The organism is Mycobacterium sp. (genome assembly GCF_052143115.1).
Taxonomy (GTDB): Bacteria; Actinomycetota; Actinomycetes; order Mycobacteriales; family Mycobacteriaceae; genus Mycobacterium.
This window is the reverse complement of the sequence record NZ_JBKQTQ010000323.1, coordinates 1-18,840: the sequence shown is the minus strand read 5'-3', so window position 1 is coordinate 18,840 and position 18,840 is coordinate 1. Positions and strand designations below refer to the sequence as shown.

The following is an 18,840-nucleotide window of genomic DNA, read 5'->3' as shown; positions in this document are numbered from 1 at the left end:
ATTTCCGGTCGGGTATTACGACCTTCATCCGGATGTGACGCTGAATTTTCAGCTCAACCGCTTCTGGAACTGGGTTGGCGAACCGCAGATGCTCGATGCGCTGCGGCGGGTCGCGCCCAGCCTGACCAACTACGACGAGTGGATTCGGCAGCTGCTCGCTCTCGGTGAGCGTGCGCTCGGGGAGGGCCGGATGCCGGCGGGCGCCTACCTGATCCGCGCCGCTGAGTTCTTCATGTCGGCGGATGACCCGCGCCGCCGTGGCGCGCGCCAAACCTTCCTGGACACCGTGCTAACGGCGTGCGGTGTGGGCGCCGACCAGCATCACGACGTGGTCTACGGCGGGACAACCCTGTCGGCCTACCGCTTGACCCCGGCTTCGCCGCGCGGGGTCATCGTGGTCTTCGGCGGCTTCGATAGCTACATCGAGGAATGGCTGCCGATGCTGTTGGCGTTGCGCGACGCTGGACTAGACGTCGTGGCGTTCGACGGGCCCGGCCAAGGGGCGGCGTTGGAAGCAGGATTGCCGATGACGGCCGAGTGGCACAAGCCGGTCGGCGCTGTGCTTGACCATTTCGGTGTCGATGATGTGACTTTGATGGGGTTTTCGCTCGGCGGGTGCCTGGTCATACGTGCCGCAGCTTACGAGCCGCGGGTGAGTCGAGTCATCGCCGACGACATTCTCACCGATTTCACCGCCTGCTTCGCCTACCGGTTGGCCGCGCCGCAAAAAGCGCTGGTGGTTAACGCCGGCCGACTGCCCGCGGCCGTGGTGGACAGGTTGATAAACCGCGCCCGCAGCCGGAACTTGTTGGCCGACTGGGGCATCGGAAACGCCGAAACGGTGTTTGGAGTCGACACCCCGGCCCAGGCGCTGGCCGGGGTGCGCGCCATGCGCACCGATGACGTCTCTTCCGGGATCACCCAAGACGTGTTGCTGATGGCCGGAGCCGAAGATCACTACGTGCCCCTCGGTGCACAAATCCAGACCCTGACGAATGCTCGATCGGTGACTGCACGCTTGTTCACCCGCGCCGAGAGCGCTCAAAACCACTGCCAGATAGGGAACTTGGGGCTGTCCTTGCGAGTCATTCTCGGCTGGCTCGACGCCCATACTGGCACTACGGGCTGAACGCCGGACGGTCGGCGATCGACTGGTTTCAACCACCGCCGCATCTAACCAATCTGCAGCAACATCGCACCGGCCGACATGGAGGCCACCTACCGCGCTCAACACCCGAGACCAGCCGCCGGCTGAGTTCTCACATCACGAAGTCTCCGGACTCGCCGGGGCGGTTCACGATAACTGGGACTTGTGGTAATTGACGACTTTGGTGGCTACATGTCAGGCCATTTGGCTTGAACCGGGGCGAGTCAGCCTTTCGCCGGGGCGAGCTTGACCTTCAGATAGTGCGTGATGCCGGCTCGCTGAAAGGTGCGTCGGCGCCGCGGGGTCAGCGTTGGCAAGGCCGCCGCCGCGTCGACTACGTCGGGCTCCACCACCTCGTAGCGGTGTCCCTGGACCGAAATAGTTGCGCGCCCGGCGGCACGCACGTTCTGCAGCCAGTCCGCCCGCGTGCCACAGGGCAGCGGAATGACGAAACCGTCTTCCACCCGTTCCGCCACGACAGGGGTGGTGTACGTCTTGCCCGAGCGTCGACCGGTGTGCGTGATAGCCGCCGCATACCAGTGCTTGCGGCCGGCCAGCCGCATCATGACCGGGTTGAGGACATACCGATTTGAAACACGAACCGCGCCCCGCGGCGGGCGGGGCCAGCTTTCCGGTGCGACCGCCATTTTCTCGCCTTACATCGACGGGGTTTTCGAGGTTTTCGGGGCCGACGCTACAACGCAGGCAAGAGGTTTGGTACCGGCTGAGCGGATCGGTGACCTTGGCCCCCCGGGGGTGGGGACGAATGGCTCTCCCGGGGGCGATAGGTCCTCCGTCTAGCGTCGGTTGTATGAGCTCACAGCGGCGAGCGGTTGGCGCGCGCAGACGGTCGATGAGCCGAGAAGGGTGCTGAAATGCCGGATCGCTTGGATCGCTTAACACGTCTGGGAATCCTTGTCGGTGTCGACGGATCCGCGTGTTCACGTGCGGCGCTGCGGTGGGCCGCTGATGAGGCGGTGATGCGCAACGTCCCGCTCACGCTCGTGCACGTGCTGCACACCCCTGAGGGCTCGTGGTCGTCTTGGGGGCTGTCCACGTCTCCCCTTCCGGCCGATTTCGATCAAAAGCGGAAAGAACAGGCGCTGCAGGTGATGGATGAAGCCGTCACGCTCATCGAAGATGCGGCTGAGCACAGCAGTCCACTAACGATCAACACCGAACTGCTGTTCTCCCCGGTTGTTCCCACCCTGATCGACCTGGCCGACGAAGCCCAGATGATCGTCGTCGGAAGCCGCGGGCACAACGCATTACAGCGCGGATTGCTCGGATCGGTCAGCACCGGACTCATCCATCACGCCCGCTGCCCGGTCGCCGTCATCCACGACGACACCGATGAGCCGGCGCCGCCGCAGGGTCCGGTGGTGGTGGGCATCGACGGCTCGCCGGCATCGGAGTTGGCCACCGCCATCGCTTTCGAGGAAGCGTCGTGGCGCGGGGTCTATCTGGTGGTGCTGCACGTCTGGAGCGATGCCGATGGACCGGACGTGCCCGACGCCGACTGGTACGAGCGTCGCGCGGCCGCCCAGAAAACACTGGCCGAGCGGCTCGCGGGATGGCGGGAACATTACCCCGACGTGTCCGTACGCCCCAATATCGCCTTCAGTAACCCCGCGCGCCGTCTGATGAACCGCGCGGAGGGGGCCCAGCTCGTGGTCGTCGGCAGTCGCGGCCGCGGTGGGTTCCCCGGCATGCTGCTGGGTTCGGTGAGCAGCGCGGTCGTGCACGCGGTCCGCGCGCCGATTATCGTTGCGCGCCAAAGCTGATTACGCGCATGCGATGTCCCGGATCGATGTGCGTTCGGGCTGGTGCGCATTCGGCAACCGGGTGGCCGACTACCGGCGATGGGCGCGGGGGTCGCCCGGATAACGTCTCATCGGTCCGCACAGCTACTCGATCAAGGTTCACCCTGAATGCTCGGTGCTTGTGGTGCGCTCTTAACTTGTCGGTTCGCGTCGCCGTCGATGTCCACGACGTAATGTTCGAGCGGGGCCTGGACGCGACTTTTGATGCCGCGCAGCATTCCCCGCGTCATCAACGCCGTAATCGGCCCGGCGAGCTCGATTTCCACCAGGTCGCGACGGCGACGTACCCGCGTGCGACGGCGCACCAGCAGCCGGCAGCGGTCCTCTCCGCATGGAGCGATGTGAAACGACCACACCGCATCCCCGCTCGACAGCAGAGGGCTGCCCCTCAGCACGAGCAACCTCTCGGGTTCCACTTCCGCCACGGTCATCGTCACACCGGCACGAAGGCCCATCCAGCCCGTCGGCACCAGTCGCACCGAGTCGCCCGGCGCAAGCCGCGCCCATGCGGGATGCATGCCATCGGCGTTGCGGATGTGCAATCCGACGAGGTTTTCCAGCAGGTTGTAGCTATAGAGCCCGCCCCGGTCCTGCCCGAGTTGCAGCAGCCACGGCCACACCCGAGCCGCCGGCGCGTTGATCCATTCGGCCTCGGTGGTTTGCACCGCCGGTTCCTCGATCAGCTCATCGCCGGGCAACACCATCTGGGTTTCTTCTTTGGTTGCGCCCCAGTTGCGGAAATATTGCCTGCCCGCATACAACACTACGCCGGCCAGTGCTAATCGTCCTACGCTGCTCATGGCGCCAGCGTGCAACGCGCGAAATCCGGGCGGCTAGGGCCTGTGGTCCCTCACTCTACGGTCATTGGTCGTATAGACGTATAGAACTGTGCATAGAACTACGCATAGAAGGAGTCGAGGAGCTCCTTGTTCCGCTCGGCCACCACCGCGCGCTTATCGCTTCGCGGAATGCGGCGTGCGCAGGTGTCGCTTGCCAGGGTCACTCCTGCACCATGGCCCTTGCGTACGCCGTTGACGCGTGCGCGGTAGGGAAGGAGGCGGGAGTCACGGGACGGCCATCCCACGGAGGTCGTTGAGAGCCACCATCACGCCGCCGCCCCTGGCTCCTTCCGGATCTGGCTGACCGACGACAGAGAGATGCTGCTCCGGTCGAGCGCCGGTGAGTGACCATTCGGCGGCTGGTTCCTTAGCCCGATTCCCGGCGTGGGTTCCCAGCTAAACAGGCTGCACCGGGACGGTCTCGGAAACGTGGATCGAGCTTCGGTCTGTGTCCTCGTTACGACTGGCGAGAACCACCTCCGCCAATCCTGACTGATCGCCGAAGACTGTCGAACGACACAACGCCCAGTTGACTAACCCGCTAACCTCAGGCCACCGTCAGTAGACGGCCCACGACCGGGCAGCTCGGTCCCATGCTTGTGGGCCCTTCATCGTGGCAAGCGACAGTGTGTTGACCGCGTCAACACCGTTCAGTGTCTTCCCACGTCGCTTCGCGCACTTTCGAGTACTTTGGATTGCGCGAAACCACCGCTGAACTGCGAAGATCCGCCTCAGACTGACGGGTTCGATTCCCGGCAGCTCCACAGAGAAGATGCAGGATGACGAGGACGACTGACCGATCAGGTCGACGGCCGGACGACCGTCGCCCGAATCTAAAGACCCTGGTAGCGTGCGCGATCGCGCAGTGATAGTCGCAAGGGGACAAAGACCCCGAAGGAGGACAGGGAGAGAGGGAGCAGCGATGGATGGGGAGTGGTGGCGCGCGCTTGAAGCCCCGGTGGTCAGATGGATCATCATCGCGTTCGTGGTGATGGCGTTCGTCGCGTTCTACGTAGCGCCAGAGGACCGCCGTAAGGAGTTCTTCGTCGTCACCCTGTTAACCAGCCCGCTCGGACTTGTGGGCGCTGCAGTCTCCCAGCCGCGCGCCGCGACCAGGTAAAGGCCGGCGCGGCCATGAGCGATTTCTTGTTCGGTAATACTGCACGCCGGTTCCGCCAACGGCGGCAGGGGCGTGGATCCGACAAGGAGCGAGGTGCTGGCGGCGGATCCGCTAAGCAGTAACCGATCAACAGGTTCTCGGAAGGTGTCGGCTCGGCGCTTAAGGATTTCCTGGCGAAGTTTTCAGCCCGACCCCACTGGGAGAGTCACACCATGCTCACCGCAACAGGCCGTCGAAGACAACTGGCCAACCCGGGCCAACCTAGGTGATGACGCACAGCGCTAGAAAGATGGATACGACATTTCGGGCGGAATCCGCGCGCCAGCCTTAATCAAGTGGTCGTGCGACTCGAATCACCCTGTGCAGGTCGGTGTTTCGCTCTCATGCGTACAACGGTGTCGGTAGCAACGGATAGCAACTCGGATAGCAACGACATCTAATTCGTAGGTGTTCTGGACCGTCCGCAGACAGACGCAAATGTGCGCTGGTCTGCACAGATAGGACATCCACGGATGCCCACGGACGCCGAAAACGACACTGGGGGTCAAGTGGTCGCAGGTTCAAATCCTGTCAGCCCGACCCAAGAAAATGGTGTCTGACCTGCGGTAATGAGCGTCGAAGCGCTTCACCTAGATCTAATCATGCGACTGTTAGGGACTGTTGGGGACCACGCACGCCGCTGCGAGCACCTCGGAGCGCACTTGTCCGCTGGTCAAGTGGTCGCAGGTTCGGAACGATGCCGGGCGCAGCTCTACGGCGTGCTGTCGAGCACGGCTGTGAGGTAGAGAAACGTCGGCACGCAGTCGGTGTCCCACCAGGTAAAAGGGTTCGGGATTGTCAACGCGAGGAACGCCGCGCTGGGCGGGGTAACGACCTCCCATTCCAACTTGTTTGGCCATGGCGACGTTAACGCGGTCTTCGGGCTTTAATTCGGTGGTCGAGGCTGTCGTCGTCGATGTCGATTCTTACCCAGGCGATGTCGCCGGTGAAATGGTTGTCGGTGGGTCCGTAATCGGGGGATGTCGGATCCGTTCGCAGCCAACGTTTGTGGGGCTCGCCGGCGGGTACTGTTACTGACCGTGGCAGGCGGCGAACCGGGGAGTCAACCGATGCGGGAAGCGGGGACCCAGGAGCTCGGGGGCCTGACTGCTCCGCTGGTCGACCTCATTCGTCTCACGAGCACCGCGATGAGCCACGCGACGGCCGCCCTGTTCAGCATTGATCCTGCCGCGGCCGAGAGCATCGCTGCCGCCTATGAGACGGTGTCCGCGCTGCGTCGTGAGCTCGAGGACCATGCGGCGGTGCTCTTGGCACTTCGTGCCCAGTCGAGGGTGCCGGAGCTGCCGGTAACCATCGCGGCTGTCCACGTTAACGCCGAAGCCGAGCGCATGGGGCAACTGGCGCGCGAGGTCGCCGATATCGCCCGGACCCGGCGTGCCTGGGCGTCGATACCGGCTCCACTTCTGGGTGTGCTTCGTGAGCTGAGCGAGGGTTGCCTCGACACAGCTGCAAAGGCAGCCGATGTCGTGGAGTCGCACACGACGATCGGTGTGGCGGAGCTGACCCGGGGTGACGACAACATGAATCGGTTGCGGCACCTGCTGTATCAGCAGCTGTTGTCCAACTCCGGCGTGATCGACGTCGACGCGGCGATCGACCTCACGTTGGCCGCGCGCTGCTACGAACGTTTCGCGGAGCATGCAAAAGCGGTCGCGCATCGTGGTGCGTTGCTCGCCGTGGGGGCGCCAAGGGGCTGAGGGCAGTACGGCGACCGCGGTCTCGGCGAGGATCGAGTTACCCGACGGCGCCGTTCGGGCACGTGGCGGGTCGTGATGAACGCATCGGCGGCCGGGCGGTTCACCTGCTCGCCGATAGAGTTAGTGCGCGACGAAAGGGAGTCCTGGTGGCTGGTGCGGGGTGGCAGTTTTGGGTTGACCGGGGCGGTACGTTCACCGACATCGTGGCACGCCGGCCGGACGGGCGCCTGCTGACGCACAAGCTGCTGTCGGAGAACCCTGCGCGGTACCGCGACGCGGCGGTTGCCGGGATCGGTGCGCTGCTCGGGACCGCCGAAGGTGTGCCCGTGCCGGTCGCGCAAGTGGAGGCGGTGCGGATGGGCACCACCGTGGCGACAAATGCGCTGCTGGAGCGCAAGGGAGAGCGCACGCTGCTGGTGATCACCCGCGGTTTCGGCGACGCGCTGCGCATTGCCTACCAGAATCGCCCCCGCATTTTCGACCGGCACATTGTGCTGCCGGAGATGCTGTACGAGCGGGTCGTCGAGGTCGACGAGCGGATCGCGGCCAAGGGCACGGTGCTGCGCGCGCCGGATCTCGAGCTGCTGGGCGAGCAGCTGCGGCAGGCCTACGCCGACGGGATCCGCTCGGTCGCGGTGGTGTGCCTGCACAGTTACCTGTACCCGGTGCACGAGCGGGAGATCGGCAAGCTGGCCGAGCAGGTCGGCTTCGTTCAGATCTCGCTGTCATCCGAAGTCAGCCCGCTGATGAAACTGGTCCCGCGGGGGGACACCACCGTGGTCGACGCCTACCTGTCCCCGGTGCTGCGCCGCTATGTGAACCAGGTGTCAGACCAGATGCGTGGCGTGCGGTTGATGTTCATGCAGTCCAATGGTGGGCTGGCCGAGGCAGGGCATTTCCGCGGCAAGGACGCGATCTTGTCGGGTCCCGCTGGGGGCATCGTCGGCATGGTGCGGATGTCGGCACTGGCCGGGTTTGACCATGTCATCGGCTTCGACATGGGCGGCACCTCCACTGACGTATCGCACTATGCCGGTGAGTACGAGCGTGTGTTCAACACCCAGGTGGCCGGGGTCCGGCTGCGCGCTCCGATGCTGGACATCCATACGGTGGCCGCGGGCGGTGGGTCGATCCTGCATTTCGACGGCACCCGCTATCGGGTCGGCCCGGACTCGGCCGGCGCCGACCCGGGCCCGGCCTGCTACCGCGGCGACGGTCCGCTCACCGTCACCGATGCAAACGTCATGCTCGGCTGCATCCAGCCCGCGCACTTCCCGGCCGTGTTCGGTCCCGGCGGCGAGCAGCCGCTGGATGACGAGATCGTGCGGCGCCGCTTCACCGAGCTGGCCGCCGCCATCCGGACGGCCACCGGTGTTGAGCGGTCGCCCGAGCAGGTCGCCGAGGGGTTCCTGCGGATCGCGGTGGCGAACATGGCCAACGCGGTCAAGAAGATCTCCGTCCAAAAGGGACACGACGTGACCCGGTACGTGCTGACCACGTTCGGCGGCGCCGGCGGGCAGCACGCGTGTGCGGTCGCGGATGCGCTCGGTATCCGCACCGTGCTCGTCCCGCCGATGGCTGGCGTGCTCTCTGCGCTTGGGATCGGCCTGGCCGACACCACCGCGATGCGGGAGCAGTCGGTGGAGATCCGGCTTGAGACCGCCACCCTGGAGAGGTTGGCCACGCTCGCGGACTCCCTCGAGCAGTCCGCGCGTACCGAGCTGCTTGACGAGGGCATCCCGGCCGAGCGGATCCGGGTGGTTCGCCGGGTGCACCTGCGCTACGACGGAACCGATACCGCGGTCCCGGTTGAACTCGGTGGGCTTGAGGCCATGACCACAGCGTTCGAAGCCACCCACCGTGCGATGTACTCATTTTTGATGGACCGTCCGCTGATCGCCGGAGCGATCTCGGTGGAGGCGACCGGGCTCACCGAGCAACCCGATCTGTCCTACCTGGGTGATCAGGTCGCCGACAGCGCCGGCTCGCTCGAAACCGTCCGGGTCTACTCGGGCGGATTGTGGCGCGAAGCCCCCCTGCGTCACCGGGAGCGGATGCGGCCAGGGGAGACTATGACCGGCCCGGCGATCATCGCCGAGGCCAACGCCACCACCGTCGTCGACAATGGCTGGCAGGCGACGATGACCCGGTCCGGGCATCTGCTCGCCGAGCGGGTGGTAGCCCCCGTGCAGCCCGATGCGGGCACCGAGGCCGATCCGGTGCTCCTGGAGATCTTCAACAACCTGTTCATGTCGATCGCCGAGCAGATGGGCTTCCGGCTGGAGGCGACTGCCCAGTCGGTGAATATCCGTGAGCGGCTGGACTTCTCGTGCGCGCTGTTCGATCCGCACGGCGACCTGGTCGCCAATGCACCGCACATTCCGGTACATCTCGGCTCGATGGGCGCCACCGTCAGGGAAGTCATCCGCCGCCGGGTCGGCGTAATGAGGCCCGGTGACGTGTACGCGGTCAACGACCCTTACCACGGCGGTACCCACCTGCCGGATATCACCGTGGTGACCCCGGTCTTCGACGCTGCGGGCGAGCACGTCCTGTTCTTTGTCGCTTCACGCGGGCACCATGCCGAAATCGGCGGGATCACCCCCGGCTCCATGCCCGCGAACAGCCACGAAATTCACCAAGAAGGCGTGCTGTTCGACAACTGGCTGCTGGCAGAAAACGGACAGTTCGGCGAAACGGCGACCCGGCGCCTACTCACCGAAGCGCCCTTCCCATCCCGCAATCCCGATACCAACCTCGCCGATCTCTGCGCCCAGATCGCCGCCAACCAGAAGGGCGTCGACGAGGTCCGCAAGATGATCGACCACTTCGGCCTCGATGTCGTCCAGGCCTACATGCGCCACGTCCAGGACAACGCCGAGGAAGCGGTCCGCCGGGTCATCGACAGGCTCGACTACGGCGAATACCGCTACACCATGGATTCCGGCGCGACGATCGCCGTGCGCGTCATCGTCCACCGCGCCAGTCGCAGCGCGACCATCGACTTCACCGGAACCTCTCCCCAGCTGGACACGAACTTCAACGCGCCATCGTCGGTGGCGACCGCCGCAGTGCTCTACGTGTTCCGGACCCTGGTCGCCGAGGAGATCCCCCTCAACGACGGCTGCCTGCGCCCGCTGCACATCGTCATCCCGGAAGGGACGATGCTCGCACCGACCTACCCGGCTGCGGTTGTCGCCGGCAACGTCGAAACCTCACAGGCCATCACCGGCGCGCTGTTCGCCGCGCTGCGTGTGCAGGCCGAGGGAGCCGGGACGATGAACAACGTCACCTTCGGCAACGAGCGGCACCAGTATTACGAAACCCTCGGGTCCGGTTCTGGGGCCGGCGACGGGTTCGACGGGGCGTCCGTGGTGCAGACGCACATGACAAACTCGCGGCTCACTGATCCGGAAGTGCTCGAATGGCGTTTCCCCGTGCTGCTGCGGCAGTTCGGCATCCGTCGCGGCAGCGGTGGTGCCGGACGATGGCGCGGCGGTGACGGCGCCGTCCGTCGGATCCAGTTCACCGAACCGATGGTTGTGAGCACGTTGTCCGGGCATCGGCGAGTAGCGCCCTACGGTATGGCTGGCGGCTCACCCGGGGCGCTGGGACGCAACCGCGTAGAACGCGCCGACGGCAACACCGTCGAGCTGGCCGGGTGCGACTCGACCGAAGTCCAGCCCGGCGACACACTGGTCATCGAAACCCCCGGCGGCGGCGGATACGGCACACCCTGATCGTATAGATCGCATAGGTATCGATGAGCACGTCCTCCGGCGCCGTGTGAGCCGGGGAGGAAGCGTTAGCGCTAGCGGCAATTTGACCGAGGCGTCCCTGCGCGAGGCGTTCGGGCATTCCCCATGGGCGTGATCGCGATCGCCGCTGAGGTAGTCGGCGCTCGGGTGGGACTGGCGGCCAGCACATTCGTGCGGGTATTACTGGGATCCGCCGCTGGTGTCGTTCTGTGTGCAGAATACGTCCACCACATGGCCGAAGCTGAAGGACGTTCCGCGGCTGGGCATCAGTGTTCTGGGCGAGTCGCACGACGAGGCGGCGCGCAAGCTGACCGCGCGTACCGGCGACTGGTTCGCGGGGTTGCAGGCCATCTCGACCGAGAACGGTGCGGTGTTCATCGAGGGCACCAGCGTCCGGTAGGAAAGCTCGATCGAGCAGTTAGTTCCAGCCGGCGATCCACCATCGTGATCCTGGGGTCAACGACATCACCGTTCACGCCGAGGTGCTACCAATTATGTTCCACCGCAGCATATTTCGCCGCCTAGGCGTCTAATCAGCGCCTACTGGCGATGGAACGGTGAAATCGCCCTCGAACGGCGTCGGCCGGCAGCCGATAGGTATTGTGCCGGGTCTCGTTGTCGAGGTCTGCGGTACGGATGAGGCGGGCCGTGTGGACCTGCGTGCGCACAAGTCGGCGTCTACCACCGCCGGCGTGGCCGCGACCAGTGCAAGCGCACCTGCTGACCGGGGCGGATCTGCGCGACCCGGTCGACGTCGTGATCGGTAACCACACCGATCACCGGATAGCTGCCGGTCACCGGATGATCGGGGCCGAGGATCACCGGCAACCCGTCGGGCAGCACCTGAATCGCGCCGCGGGTCGCACCCTCGCTCGGCAGCTGGCGATCCGGCCAGCGGTGCTGCAGCGGCCGGCCGTCCAGCCGCATACCAACCCGGTCGCTGCGGTCGGAGGCCACCCACTCGCTGTGTACCAGTGCGTCGGGATCGATGAACCAGTCGTCGCGCGGCCCGGGCACCACGTTGAGCTCGATCGGGTCCTCGGTGAACGACGCCACCGGCGCCTGGTCCAGTTCGGGAAAGTCCGTGGTGTGCTCGCCGACGGGCAGCACGTCGCCGGGCTGCAGGGGCTGCGGACCGATCCCCGACATCACGTCGAAGCTGCGCGAGCCGAGCACCGGTTCGACATCGATTCCGCCGCGCACCGCCAGGTACGTGCGCAGCCCGTAGTGCGGCGAGCCCAGCGAGATCACCTGGCCGTCATGTGCGTAGTGAATGCTGTTGATGCCGAAGGGGATTCCGTTTACCGCGGGGTCGGTGTCGGCGCCGGTCACAGCGATTGCGACGTCGCCGCCGCGCACCCGTGCGGTCAGCCCGCCGAAGGTCACCTCGATCGTGGCCCGGTCGGCGGGGTTGGACACCAGCCGGTTGGCCAGCGTATGCGAGCGCCTATCCGCGGCGCCGGAGCGGGTGACCCCAAGATGGGCCAGGCCGGGCCGGCCGAGGTCTTCGATCAGGGCCAGCGGCCCGGTGCGCATGATTTCGAGCGTCGGCGGACGGGAGCGAAGCGACTGGGTGGTGAACTCGGTCGTCATCGCGCCTCCCAGAATTGCACCCACTTGCGGGGCGTCAGCAGCGCCGGATCGGGGCGGTGGACGTCCCACACCACCGCATCGGTCTGCCCGATCAGCGGCCAGCCCCCGGGGGATTCGCGCGGATAGATGCCGCTGAACTCGCCGGCAAACCCGACGGAACCTGCGGGCACCTTGGTCCGCGCCTCGTCCCGCCGTAGGACTTGCAGTCGCGCGTCACCACCGACGAGGTACGCCAACCCCGACGCAGCGCGCCACGGCGTACCGGTATGTGCGGCGACGACGCCCGCCTCGTCGAGTCCGGGGTGTGCCGCCACGTCGGCGAGGTCAGCGCCGTCATGGACGACCTCGATCACGACGTCGGCGACGGCCGGCGGTTCGACGGCGTAGGACGGTTCCGCATGCAGCTCCTCGATGCGCTGGCGGATACGGAGGAGGTAGCGACGGCTTTCGACCTTGATCAGCAAGGTGCGTGATGCGGACACGAGGTCCACCACGCCGAGAAGGTCGGCGGCCCGAAGTGCGTCGGCCCATGCGAGCACCTCGGCGGTGCTGTCGAAGTCCAGCAGCAGGGCATGGTCGCCGTAGTCGAGCACTCTTAAACCCATTGCGACGGTCATACATTGAACTTACCGCCGAGTAACCGTTGGCGCCGCAAACTTTCGAGCCTTGCCGGAGGTGCCTTACCAAAGGCTCAGGGTGCCAGCCGGCACCATCATCGAGCCGATATGGTCCCGAATGAGCAACGACATAGGACGCTGCCGGCCGGACGTCCTTCAGTACATCGCCTATTGCTACGGACGAGTTCTGCTCGACTCGAAGTAGGATTGGCTGCGCAATAACCTGGGGGCAAGGGTGCAACAGCTCGGACGATGATCCGCCTCATCATTTCGACCGTGCTGGTGCTGGCCTGTTTTGGCTGACCCCGACAACGCTGTATGTGCACGCGAGTATGAGGTTGCCGATTTTTCTACCGTATGTCGTGTTTTCTCACGTGCTTAACAAGGTGTGGCGCCGCCATCGGCTGCGTCAGCACGGCCTCGACCCCTATCTCGTCGACGAACACGTCCGCTCGCGCGACGCCCACATCCGCCGTGCGTACATCGAACGCTGCGGCCCCCCGGCACCAACGCACCGGCGGGATGATCGGCCGCCTGGCACATCTGATCCGCTTCGCCGCGATCCGCAGCATGCTTTCGACGAAACCGACAGTGTCACCAGAGATCTGATGGACACCGTGCTCATCGATTACGCCGCCAAACATCGGCGCAGCGCAACGTCAGCTGACGGGCCTACCGCACCGTCGTGGCCCCGGGGACCGACGGCGCCGTTACCCCTAACCGTCACACCGTTTCACACCCAAACCGTTCAGTCCTACCTCGATGGCCTCGCACACGCCAACCACCTGCGCCCCGCACAGTTGCGGCGCTACCTGACCGACGGTCCAGCTATCTGCTGTCCCCGACAGGACTGGTTGGCCAGGGCCAGCAGATAGCTGTTGCACGTACCGCGTGCTGGCCTGACGGGCTGACAGAGGCAGACCGTGGGGCCACCCGACAGCGATGCGCTGCTGGGGTAGCGCCGTTTCAGGTGACGCCCGGGAACCAGTGCCCGACGACACGGGAGATTTCGATGTAGAGCGGGATCCCGATCGTGACGGTATACGAAAACGTCAAACCCAGCGATGCGGCCAGAGGCAAGGTCGGGCTCGCCTCGGGGATCGCCAGACGCTGGACCGCGGGGACGGTGATGTACGAGGCCGCGCCGCACAGCACTGCGAATAGGACGTAGGTTCCCGGCTTGAAGTGGGTGTCGGTGAGGTAGGCGTAGCTGTAGGCGACGGTAATCCCGAGCGTCGCAAACAGGTTCGGCGCCAATAGGCCGAAGAAGATGAAGCCGCGGCCGGCGGTCTTCAGGTCCCTCAACTTGCGGGACGCCGTCATACCCATCTCGAGCAAGAACAGGGTGAGCGCGCCCTCGAACGCCGCTACGAAGAAAGTGTCGTTGTCGTGGACGACCTTTTGTCCCTGCAACGTACTGATGAAGCCGATGGTGATGCCGCCGACGAGGAGACAGAGCCCCGGATTGAGGAAGACTTCCTGCAGCAGCCTTGCGTGAGAACACGGACGGCTTCTTGCCATTGCCCTTGACCCCATTGACCTGGTCGACGCCATCGGCCTCGTCCCACTGCGGATGCTCCCGCTTTTCCAGCGAGATCTCCAACTCCTGCTCGATCCCCCGCTCGTGGTGGGTGTCAAGGCCATCTCCGTGAGCTGGCTCGGTGGCCGCGGCGGGCCCGACCCCGACCGTCGCCGGGGGGTGTAGCCGGGTTCGTCGGGCATGAACCCCGCCGCGTCCATCCCCCTGTGCCGCAGGAGCGCCACCAGGTACAGGGCCAGAAGGCAGCCGGGAATTTCCATGACAGCCAGCATGACCGGCATGTAGGCGTTGAAGGCGATGCCTACGCTGATAAGGACGGCCACGCAGGTGGCAAAGGTCCCTGCCGAGTCCGACCCCTAGTAACCGGCGACCGTCGCCCTGTCGACTTGCCGCATAGCAGTCATGCGGCTCAGCAGGAAGTAGGCGACGATACCGATCACGAAGTTCAAGACGAAGCCCAAGAGCATGAATCCAGCGATGTTGTCGATGTCCGACGGCTTGATCTTGGCGAGCTCTTCACCCCCCCGTGCCAGCCGATGGCCAGCAGCAGGTACATGGTCAGTCCCTGGTAGATCACGTAGGGGAACTCAAACCGCACCTTCAGGATTGGGATCAAGAACCCGAGATAGAAGAACAGCAACAGCGGCTTGAACAGGTTGTGGGTGAAGTTCTGCCAGAATTCGTAGAGCATTACTGCCTACCTTGATTCGCGCGGCGGCGAGAAATCTGGTGACCGCCAGGCCGGCAGCCACCTACGGCGTGCATGATCTGCAGGACCGCGCAGGTGGACAGGGTGTCGTGGGGCAGGCCTGCACGTTCGAGATCGGAAACCTTGTGTTCGAGGTCACTGATGGCACTCACAGTGTTGCTCCTCGTCGGGTGTGGTTGTCGGCGTCGCTTCGTGCGGGGGCGAGTCGTTGTTTAAGGTTGCCGAGTTGTTGGCGCAGGACATCGGGAAGTTTGTTGCCGCCGATGGTGGCGTACCACTCGTCGATCGATTCGAGCTCGCTTGCCCACTCGCTCGGGTCGACGTTAAGTGCGGCAAGGATTTTCGTGTCGTCATATGCGCATCTGTCCAGACCGTCGAGATCGAGGCTGTCGAGGAAGGGGACGTCGCCGATCGGCGTCCTGAGGGCGTCGATGCTGCCCTCGATGCGCTGCAGCGCCCATTTGAGGACGCGCGAGTTGTCGCCGAACCCCGGCCACAGGAACGTGCCGTCATCGCCGCGGCGGAACCAGTTGACGTAGAAGATTTTCGGCAACAGGTCCGGGTTTGCGTTCGCGCCGATGTCGAGCCAATGCTGAAAGTAGTCGCCGACGTGGTAGCCGAGGAACGGCAGCATCGCCATCGGGTCGCGGCGCACGACGCCCACTGTGCCGGTGGCGGCGGCGGTGGTTTCCGAGGACAGGGTGGAGGCGAGGAACACCCCGTGCTGCCAGCTCAGCGATTGGGTGACCAGCGGAATGGTGTCGGCGCGGCGGCCGCCGAAGAAGATCGCCGAGATTGGCACGCCGGCGGGGTCGGTCCATTCGGGGGCGACGGTGGGGCATTGCGCGATGGGGGTGCAGTAGCGCGAGTTGGGGTGCGCGGCCGGCTCTTTCGACTGCGGTGTCCAATCGCGGCGTTTCCAGTCGGTGAGGTGGGCGGGCGTGTCGGCGGTCATCCCTTCCCACCAGATGTCGCCGTCGTCGGTGAGGGCGACGTTGGTGAAGATGGAGTTGCCGCGCTCGATGGTCGCCATCGCGTGCGGGTTGGTGAGGACGCCGGTGCCGGGGGCGACGCCGAAGAACCCAGCCTCGGGGTTGACGGCGTAGAGACGACCATCACCACCGAATCGCATCCAGGCGATGTCGTCGCCGATGGTTTCGGCGGTCCAGCCGTTTAGCGTGGGTGCCAGCATCGCCAGGTTCGTTTTCCCGCACGAGGAGGGGAACGCGGCGGCGATGTAGTGCACCCGCTGCTCGGGGGAGGTGAGTTTGAGGATCAGCATGTGCTCGGCGAGCCAGCCTTCTTCGTGGGCCATCTTGGAGGCGATGCGCAGCGCGTAGCACTTCTTGCCCAGCAGGGCGTTGCCGCCATAGCCGGATCCGTAGCTCCAGATCGTGCGTTCCTCGGGGAAATGGGTGATGTATTTGGTGTGGTCACACGGCCACGCCACGTCGTGCTGCCCGGGGTGCAGGGGTGCGCCGACCGAGTGCAGGCATCGGACGAAGTCGGCGCCGGTGTCGAGCTTGTTCCACACCGGTGTTCCGGAGCGGGTCATGATTTGCATGCAGACCGCGACGTATTCGGAGTCGGTGATCTGGACACCGAACTTGGGTTCGGCGGCATCCAGCGGCCCCATGCAGAACGCGATCACGTACATGGTGCGGCCGGCCATCGCACCGCGAAACTCCTCGGTCAACACGGTTTTCATGTCGACGGGATCCATCCAGTTATTGGTGGGCCCCGCATCGGAGGAAAGCTCCGAGCAGATGAAGGTGCGGTCCTCCACCCGCGCGACATCCTCGGGGTCCGACGTGCACCAGAAGGAGTTGGGCTTTTTCGACAGCGGGACGAAGGTTCCCTTGTCCACGAGAAGTGTGGTCAGCCTGCGCCATTCGCCGTCGGAGCCGTCGCACCAGACGACCGTGTCGGGGGTGGTCAGGTCGGCCACGGTGTGGACCCAGTCGACGATCGCGGTAGCGGTGGTCGGCGCGGTGTCGAGGCCGGTGACGCTGGCAGTGGTCATGATGGTTGTCCTCCGAGATGTCGGTATTGGGGCCTGGTTACAGGTTTGTGCTATCGGCGCCGGTACGGGCGATGCGGGGGATGGTCGCCTAGGGCCCGCGCCACCTCCCTGGCCACGGCGGGCACCAGCAACGGATCGTCCAGCGCAGGCATGATCCGGTCGGGCGAGGTGACCAGCGCCAGCCCCCGAGCACACGCGGCGAGTACGTCAATCGTCAAGCTCGCACAGTTGCGCCCACACAAGGCGCTGAGCAAGCCGGGCAGCACCAGTGCGCCGTAGTCGAACGGTTCGCGCGGCAGTGTCAGCGTGCGCCCGGGCGCGCAGGTGTTGGGCGCAGTGCCGGCCAGGTCGATCAGGATGTCGTTGTGCGCCATGATGCCGCGCAGTGGATATGCCTGCGCGTCGCGCTTGTTCCAGCTGGTGAGCATCCCGCCTCCCGCGGCGAGCAGCAGCGGCCCGAGCCACGGAAGGACCTCGGCGCCGGTCACCACGATTCGGCCGCGTCGCGGCGCGACACCGCGACAGCGCAGTGCGCTGATCGCCGCGGCCCCCAGCGCCGCGGCGACCACATCGAGCTCGCTGATGACCACCGGACCCTTCAGGCTGGCTACCGTGCGCTGCACCCTCGCCGATTCCGAGGACCCCGTCCCGACAACGAACACCACCGACACCCGCGACGGCAATCCCACGATCCGCGCGGCCACGGCGTCGGCGCGGGCCAGGGGCAGGCACGACGCGCGGATGGGGGTTCGATCGCAAACCAGGGCTACGTAGCCCTCCATCGCCGTCCACGCCGAGCGGTCCAAACCCTCTGCGCAGGTTTGTGGCCGGGGCGCGGCCACCCCGATGACACCGACGTCGATACCGGTGACATCCGAACCGGTCTGCACTGCCGCGGCGCCGTTCTCGTTGGGGTTGCTTGTCACCGTTGACGTTCCTTTTCGCAAAACCCGATCCCGCAAAGTACGCATGTTAGAAAATCTGCAAGTAGTGGGCGGGGTGGACCGCTGGCCTCTGCCACGCGTTCAGCCCGGCGACTCGGCCACCAGGACCGACTCGGGGAGATCTTCGAGAAGTTCGGCCTGACCCGCAACGACTCCGGTCAGGATTGCCCGGGCGACCCTCAACAGCTCGGCTACCTGCGGCGAGGTCAGGGCATAGGACACCGACAACCCCTCCCGGCGAGCGGTGACCAGACCGGTGCGACGCAGGATGGATAGCTGTTGAGACAGATTGGCCGGCTCGATGCCGACCTCGGGCAGCATCTCGGAGACCGCGTATTCACGTGTGCTGAGCAGCTCCAGAACCCGGATGCGGGCCGGATGACCCAGCGTCTTGAAGAACTCCGCCTTCATCCGATACAGCGGCTGACGCGAGTCCGCCACAATGCCCTCCCATTCGCAATCGCCACTGTTGTAGCTAGTTGCGAACCTTAGCAAATCACTGTGGACTGTTGGTGGATGGAAATGGTGTCGGTGGTCACAGGTCGTCGCCGGCGTACGCGTCGGTCCGCATCGGATGCCAGTCTTCCGGCCAGTGCGTCTGCCGGACCAGCCGGCGCGGCCGCGGATGCCAACTGACACTGACGATGTGGAATCACGATCCTGACCGGCTGCGTGATGTGGCGGACTACGCGGGCCGTGGCCGTGCAGTATGGAAGCCGCGATTCCACGTGCTGGCTGTGCCCGGGCCCTCCGGTTACCTCTTCAATTCGGCCGCGTTGGACGAACGAACGCCGTGCCATCCGGGTGCGCGACAGGCCCCGGGAGAGTCCACCCCGGATTTCCTCGTGCGGGCAATGAGGGGGTCTACCATCGGCAATCATCATGAGTACGACCTATTGGCGTGGCGCGGCCGAGGACGAGGCGATGCAGGACGAGCACCGCTTCGTCTGGACGGCGATGCTGGACACTA

Annotated in this window: 14 protein-coding genes and 3 pseudogenes; 7 read left to right on the top strand and 10 right to left on the bottom strand. The window is 65.3% G+C overall.

All coding sequences use genetic code 11. The features are described 5' to 3' along the window. Window positions 1-1,129: alpha/beta hydrolase (locus ACLQI9_RS31565; protein ID WP_442392768.1), on the top strand; the 1,129-nt coding region annotated here is incomplete at its 5' end. A 242-nt stretch (window positions 1,130-1,371) separates the two neighbouring features. Here ACLQI9_RS31565 and ACLQI9_RS31560 read toward each other — a convergent pair. Then, window positions 1,372-1,794: a nitroreductase family deazaflavin-dependent oxidoreductase gene (locus tag ACLQI9_RS31560; protein WP_442380857.1), complete on the bottom strand. Its 423-nt coding sequence runs from the start codon at window positions 1,792-1,794 to the stop codon at window positions 1,372-1,374. 228 nt (window positions 1,795-2,022) lie between these two features. On the opposite strand from ACLQI9_RS31560, the gene ACLQI9_RS31555 reads away from it, so the two are divergent. Further along, window positions 2,023-2,931 carry a universal stress protein gene (locus ACLQI9_RS31555; protein ID WP_442380859.1) on the top strand — a complete coding sequence of 303 codons (909 nt, stop codon included), beginning with the start codon at window positions 2,023-2,025 and terminating at the stop codon, window positions 2,929-2,931. Between the two features lie 131 nt (window positions 2,932-3,062). On the opposite strand, the gene ACLQI9_RS31550 is transcribed toward ACLQI9_RS31555, so the two are convergent. Continuing rightward, window positions 3,063-3,770: an SRPBCC family protein gene (locus ACLQI9_RS31550; protein ID WP_442380861.1), complete on the bottom strand. Its 708-nt coding sequence runs from the start codon at window positions 3,768-3,770 to the stop codon at window positions 3,063-3,065. Window positions 3,771-4,731: 961 nt separating this feature from the next. On the opposite strand from ACLQI9_RS31550, the gene ACLQI9_RS31545 reads away from it, so the two are divergent. The 4 genes and pseudogenes from ACLQI9_RS31545 (at window position 4,732) to ACLQI9_RS31530 (ending at window position 10,977) form a co-directional block, all read left to right on the top strand. Further along, entirely contained in the window at window positions 4,732-4,929 is a 198-nt protein-coding gene (locus ACLQI9_RS31545; RefSeq protein WP_442380863.1) for a hypothetical protein, read from the top strand. Between the two features lie 1,109 nt (window positions 4,930-6,038). Then, window positions 6,039-6,686 (top strand): phosphate signaling complex PhoU family protein, encoded by a 648-nt coding sequence (locus tag ACLQI9_RS31540; protein ID WP_442383631.1) that lies wholly within the window; start codon window positions 6,039-6,041, stop codon window positions 6,684-6,686. 146 nt (window positions 6,687-6,832) lie between these two features. Beyond that, entirely contained in the window at window positions 6,833-10,426 is a 3,594-nt protein-coding gene (locus ACLQI9_RS31535; RefSeq protein ID WP_442383629.1) for a hydantoinase B/oxoprolinase family protein, read from the top strand. Window positions 10,427-10,508: 82 nt separating this feature from the next. Then, window positions 10,509-10,977 (top strand): annotated as a pseudogene (locus tag ACLQI9_RS31530) (flavin reductase family protein). Between the two features lie 145 nt (window positions 10,978-11,122). On the opposite strand, the gene ACLQI9_RS31525 reads toward ACLQI9_RS31530, so the two are convergent. After that, a complete protein-coding gene (locus tag ACLQI9_RS31525) occupies window positions 11,123-12,037 on the bottom strand; it encodes a 5-oxoprolinase/urea amidolyase family protein (protein WP_442383627.1) in 915 nt (304 codons plus the stop codon). Continuing rightward, window positions 12,034-12,654, bottom strand: coding sequence for a 5-oxoprolinase subunit B family protein (locus ACLQI9_RS31520; protein WP_442392766.1), 621 nt, complete (start codon window positions 12,652-12,654; stop codon window positions 12,034-12,036). Before ACLQI9_RS31520 ends, ACLQI9_RS31525 begins: the two co-directional genes overlap by 4 nt. Window positions 12,655-12,772: 118 nt before the next feature. On the opposite strand from ACLQI9_RS31520, the pseudogene ACLQI9_RS31515 reads away from it, so the two are divergent. Beyond that, a pseudogene (locus ACLQI9_RS31515) lies at window positions 12,773-13,154 on the top strand (DUF5313 domain-containing protein); the annotation flags it as partial. Between the two features lie 466 nt (window positions 13,155-13,620). Here ACLQI9_RS31515 and ACLQI9_RS31510 read toward each other — a convergent pair. The 6 genes and pseudogenes from ACLQI9_RS31510 to ACLQI9_RS31485 all read right to left on the bottom strand — a co-directional run. Beyond that, window positions 13,621-14,517: a sodium-dependent bicarbonate transport family permease gene (locus ACLQI9_RS31510; protein ID WP_442383623.1), complete on the bottom strand. Its 897-nt coding sequence runs from the start codon at window positions 14,515-14,517 to the stop codon at window positions 13,621-13,623. A 122-nt stretch (window positions 14,518-14,639) separates the two neighbouring features. Next, window positions 14,640-14,885 carry a sodium-dependent bicarbonate transport family permease gene (locus ACLQI9_RS31505; protein ID WP_442383621.1) on the bottom strand — a complete coding sequence of 82 codons (246 nt, stop codon included), beginning with the start codon at window positions 14,883-14,885 and terminating at the stop codon, window positions 14,640-14,642. A gap of 166 nt (window positions 14,886-15,051) precedes the next feature. Continuing rightward, a complete protein-coding gene (locus ACLQI9_RS31500; protein ID WP_442383619.1) occupies window positions 15,052-16,926 on the bottom strand; it encodes a phosphoenolpyruvate carboxykinase (GTP) in 1,875 nt (624 codons plus the stop codon). A gap of 50 nt (window positions 16,927-16,976) precedes the next feature. Then, a complete protein-coding gene (locus ACLQI9_RS31495) occupies window positions 16,977-17,852 on the bottom strand; it encodes a hypothetical protein (RefSeq protein WP_442383617.1) in 876 nt (291 codons plus the stop codon). Between the two features lie 99 nt (window positions 17,853-17,951). Then, window positions 17,952-18,314 (bottom strand): ArsR/SmtB family transcription factor, encoded by a 363-nt coding sequence (locus ACLQI9_RS31490; protein ID WP_442383633.1) that lies wholly within the window; start codon window positions 18,312-18,314, stop codon window positions 17,952-17,954. 112 nt (window positions 18,315-18,426) lie between these two features. Then, window positions 18,427-18,498, bottom strand: a pseudogene (locus ACLQI9_RS31485) (hypothetical protein); the annotation flags it as partial. Window positions 18,499-18,840: the final 342 nt, after the last annotated feature.

Bases quoted from the DNA above. Each gene is read 5' to 3' on its own strand.
- ACLQI9_RS31520 (WP_442392766.1), bottom strand. From the start codon at position 12,654: ATGACCGTCGCAATGGGTTTAAGAGTGCTCGACTACGGCGACCATGCC.
- ACLQI9_RS31560 (WP_442380857.1), bottom strand. From the start codon at position 1,794: ATGGCGGTCGCACCGGAAAGCTGGCCCCGCCCGCCGCGGGGCGCGGTT.
- ACLQI9_RS31525 (WP_442383627.1), bottom strand. From the start codon at position 12,037: ATGACGACCGAGTTCACCACCCAGTCGCTTCGCTCCCGTCCGCCGACG.
- ACLQI9_RS31555 (WP_442380859.1), top strand. From the start codon at position 2,023: ATGCCGGATCGCTTGGATCGCTTAACACGTCTGGGAATCCTTGTCGGT.
- ACLQI9_RS31540 (WP_442383631.1), top strand. From the start codon at position 6,039: ATGCGGGAAGCGGGGACCCAGGAGCTCGGGGGCCTGACTGCTCCGCTG.
- ACLQI9_RS31545 (WP_442380863.1), top strand. From the start codon at position 4,732: ATGGATGGGGAGTGGTGGCGCGCGCTTGAAGCCCCGGTGGTCAGATGG.
- ACLQI9_RS31500 (WP_442383619.1), bottom strand. From the start codon at position 16,926: ATGACCACTGCCAGCGTCACCGGCCTCGACACCGCGCCGACCACCGCT.
- ACLQI9_RS31550 (WP_442380861.1), bottom strand. From the start codon at position 3,770: ATGAGCAGCGTAGGACGATTAGCACTGGCCGGCGTAGTGTTGTATGCG.
- ACLQI9_RS31505 (WP_442383621.1), bottom strand. From the start codon at position 14,885: ATGCTCTACGAATTCTGGCAGAACTTCACCCACAACCTGTTCAAGCCG.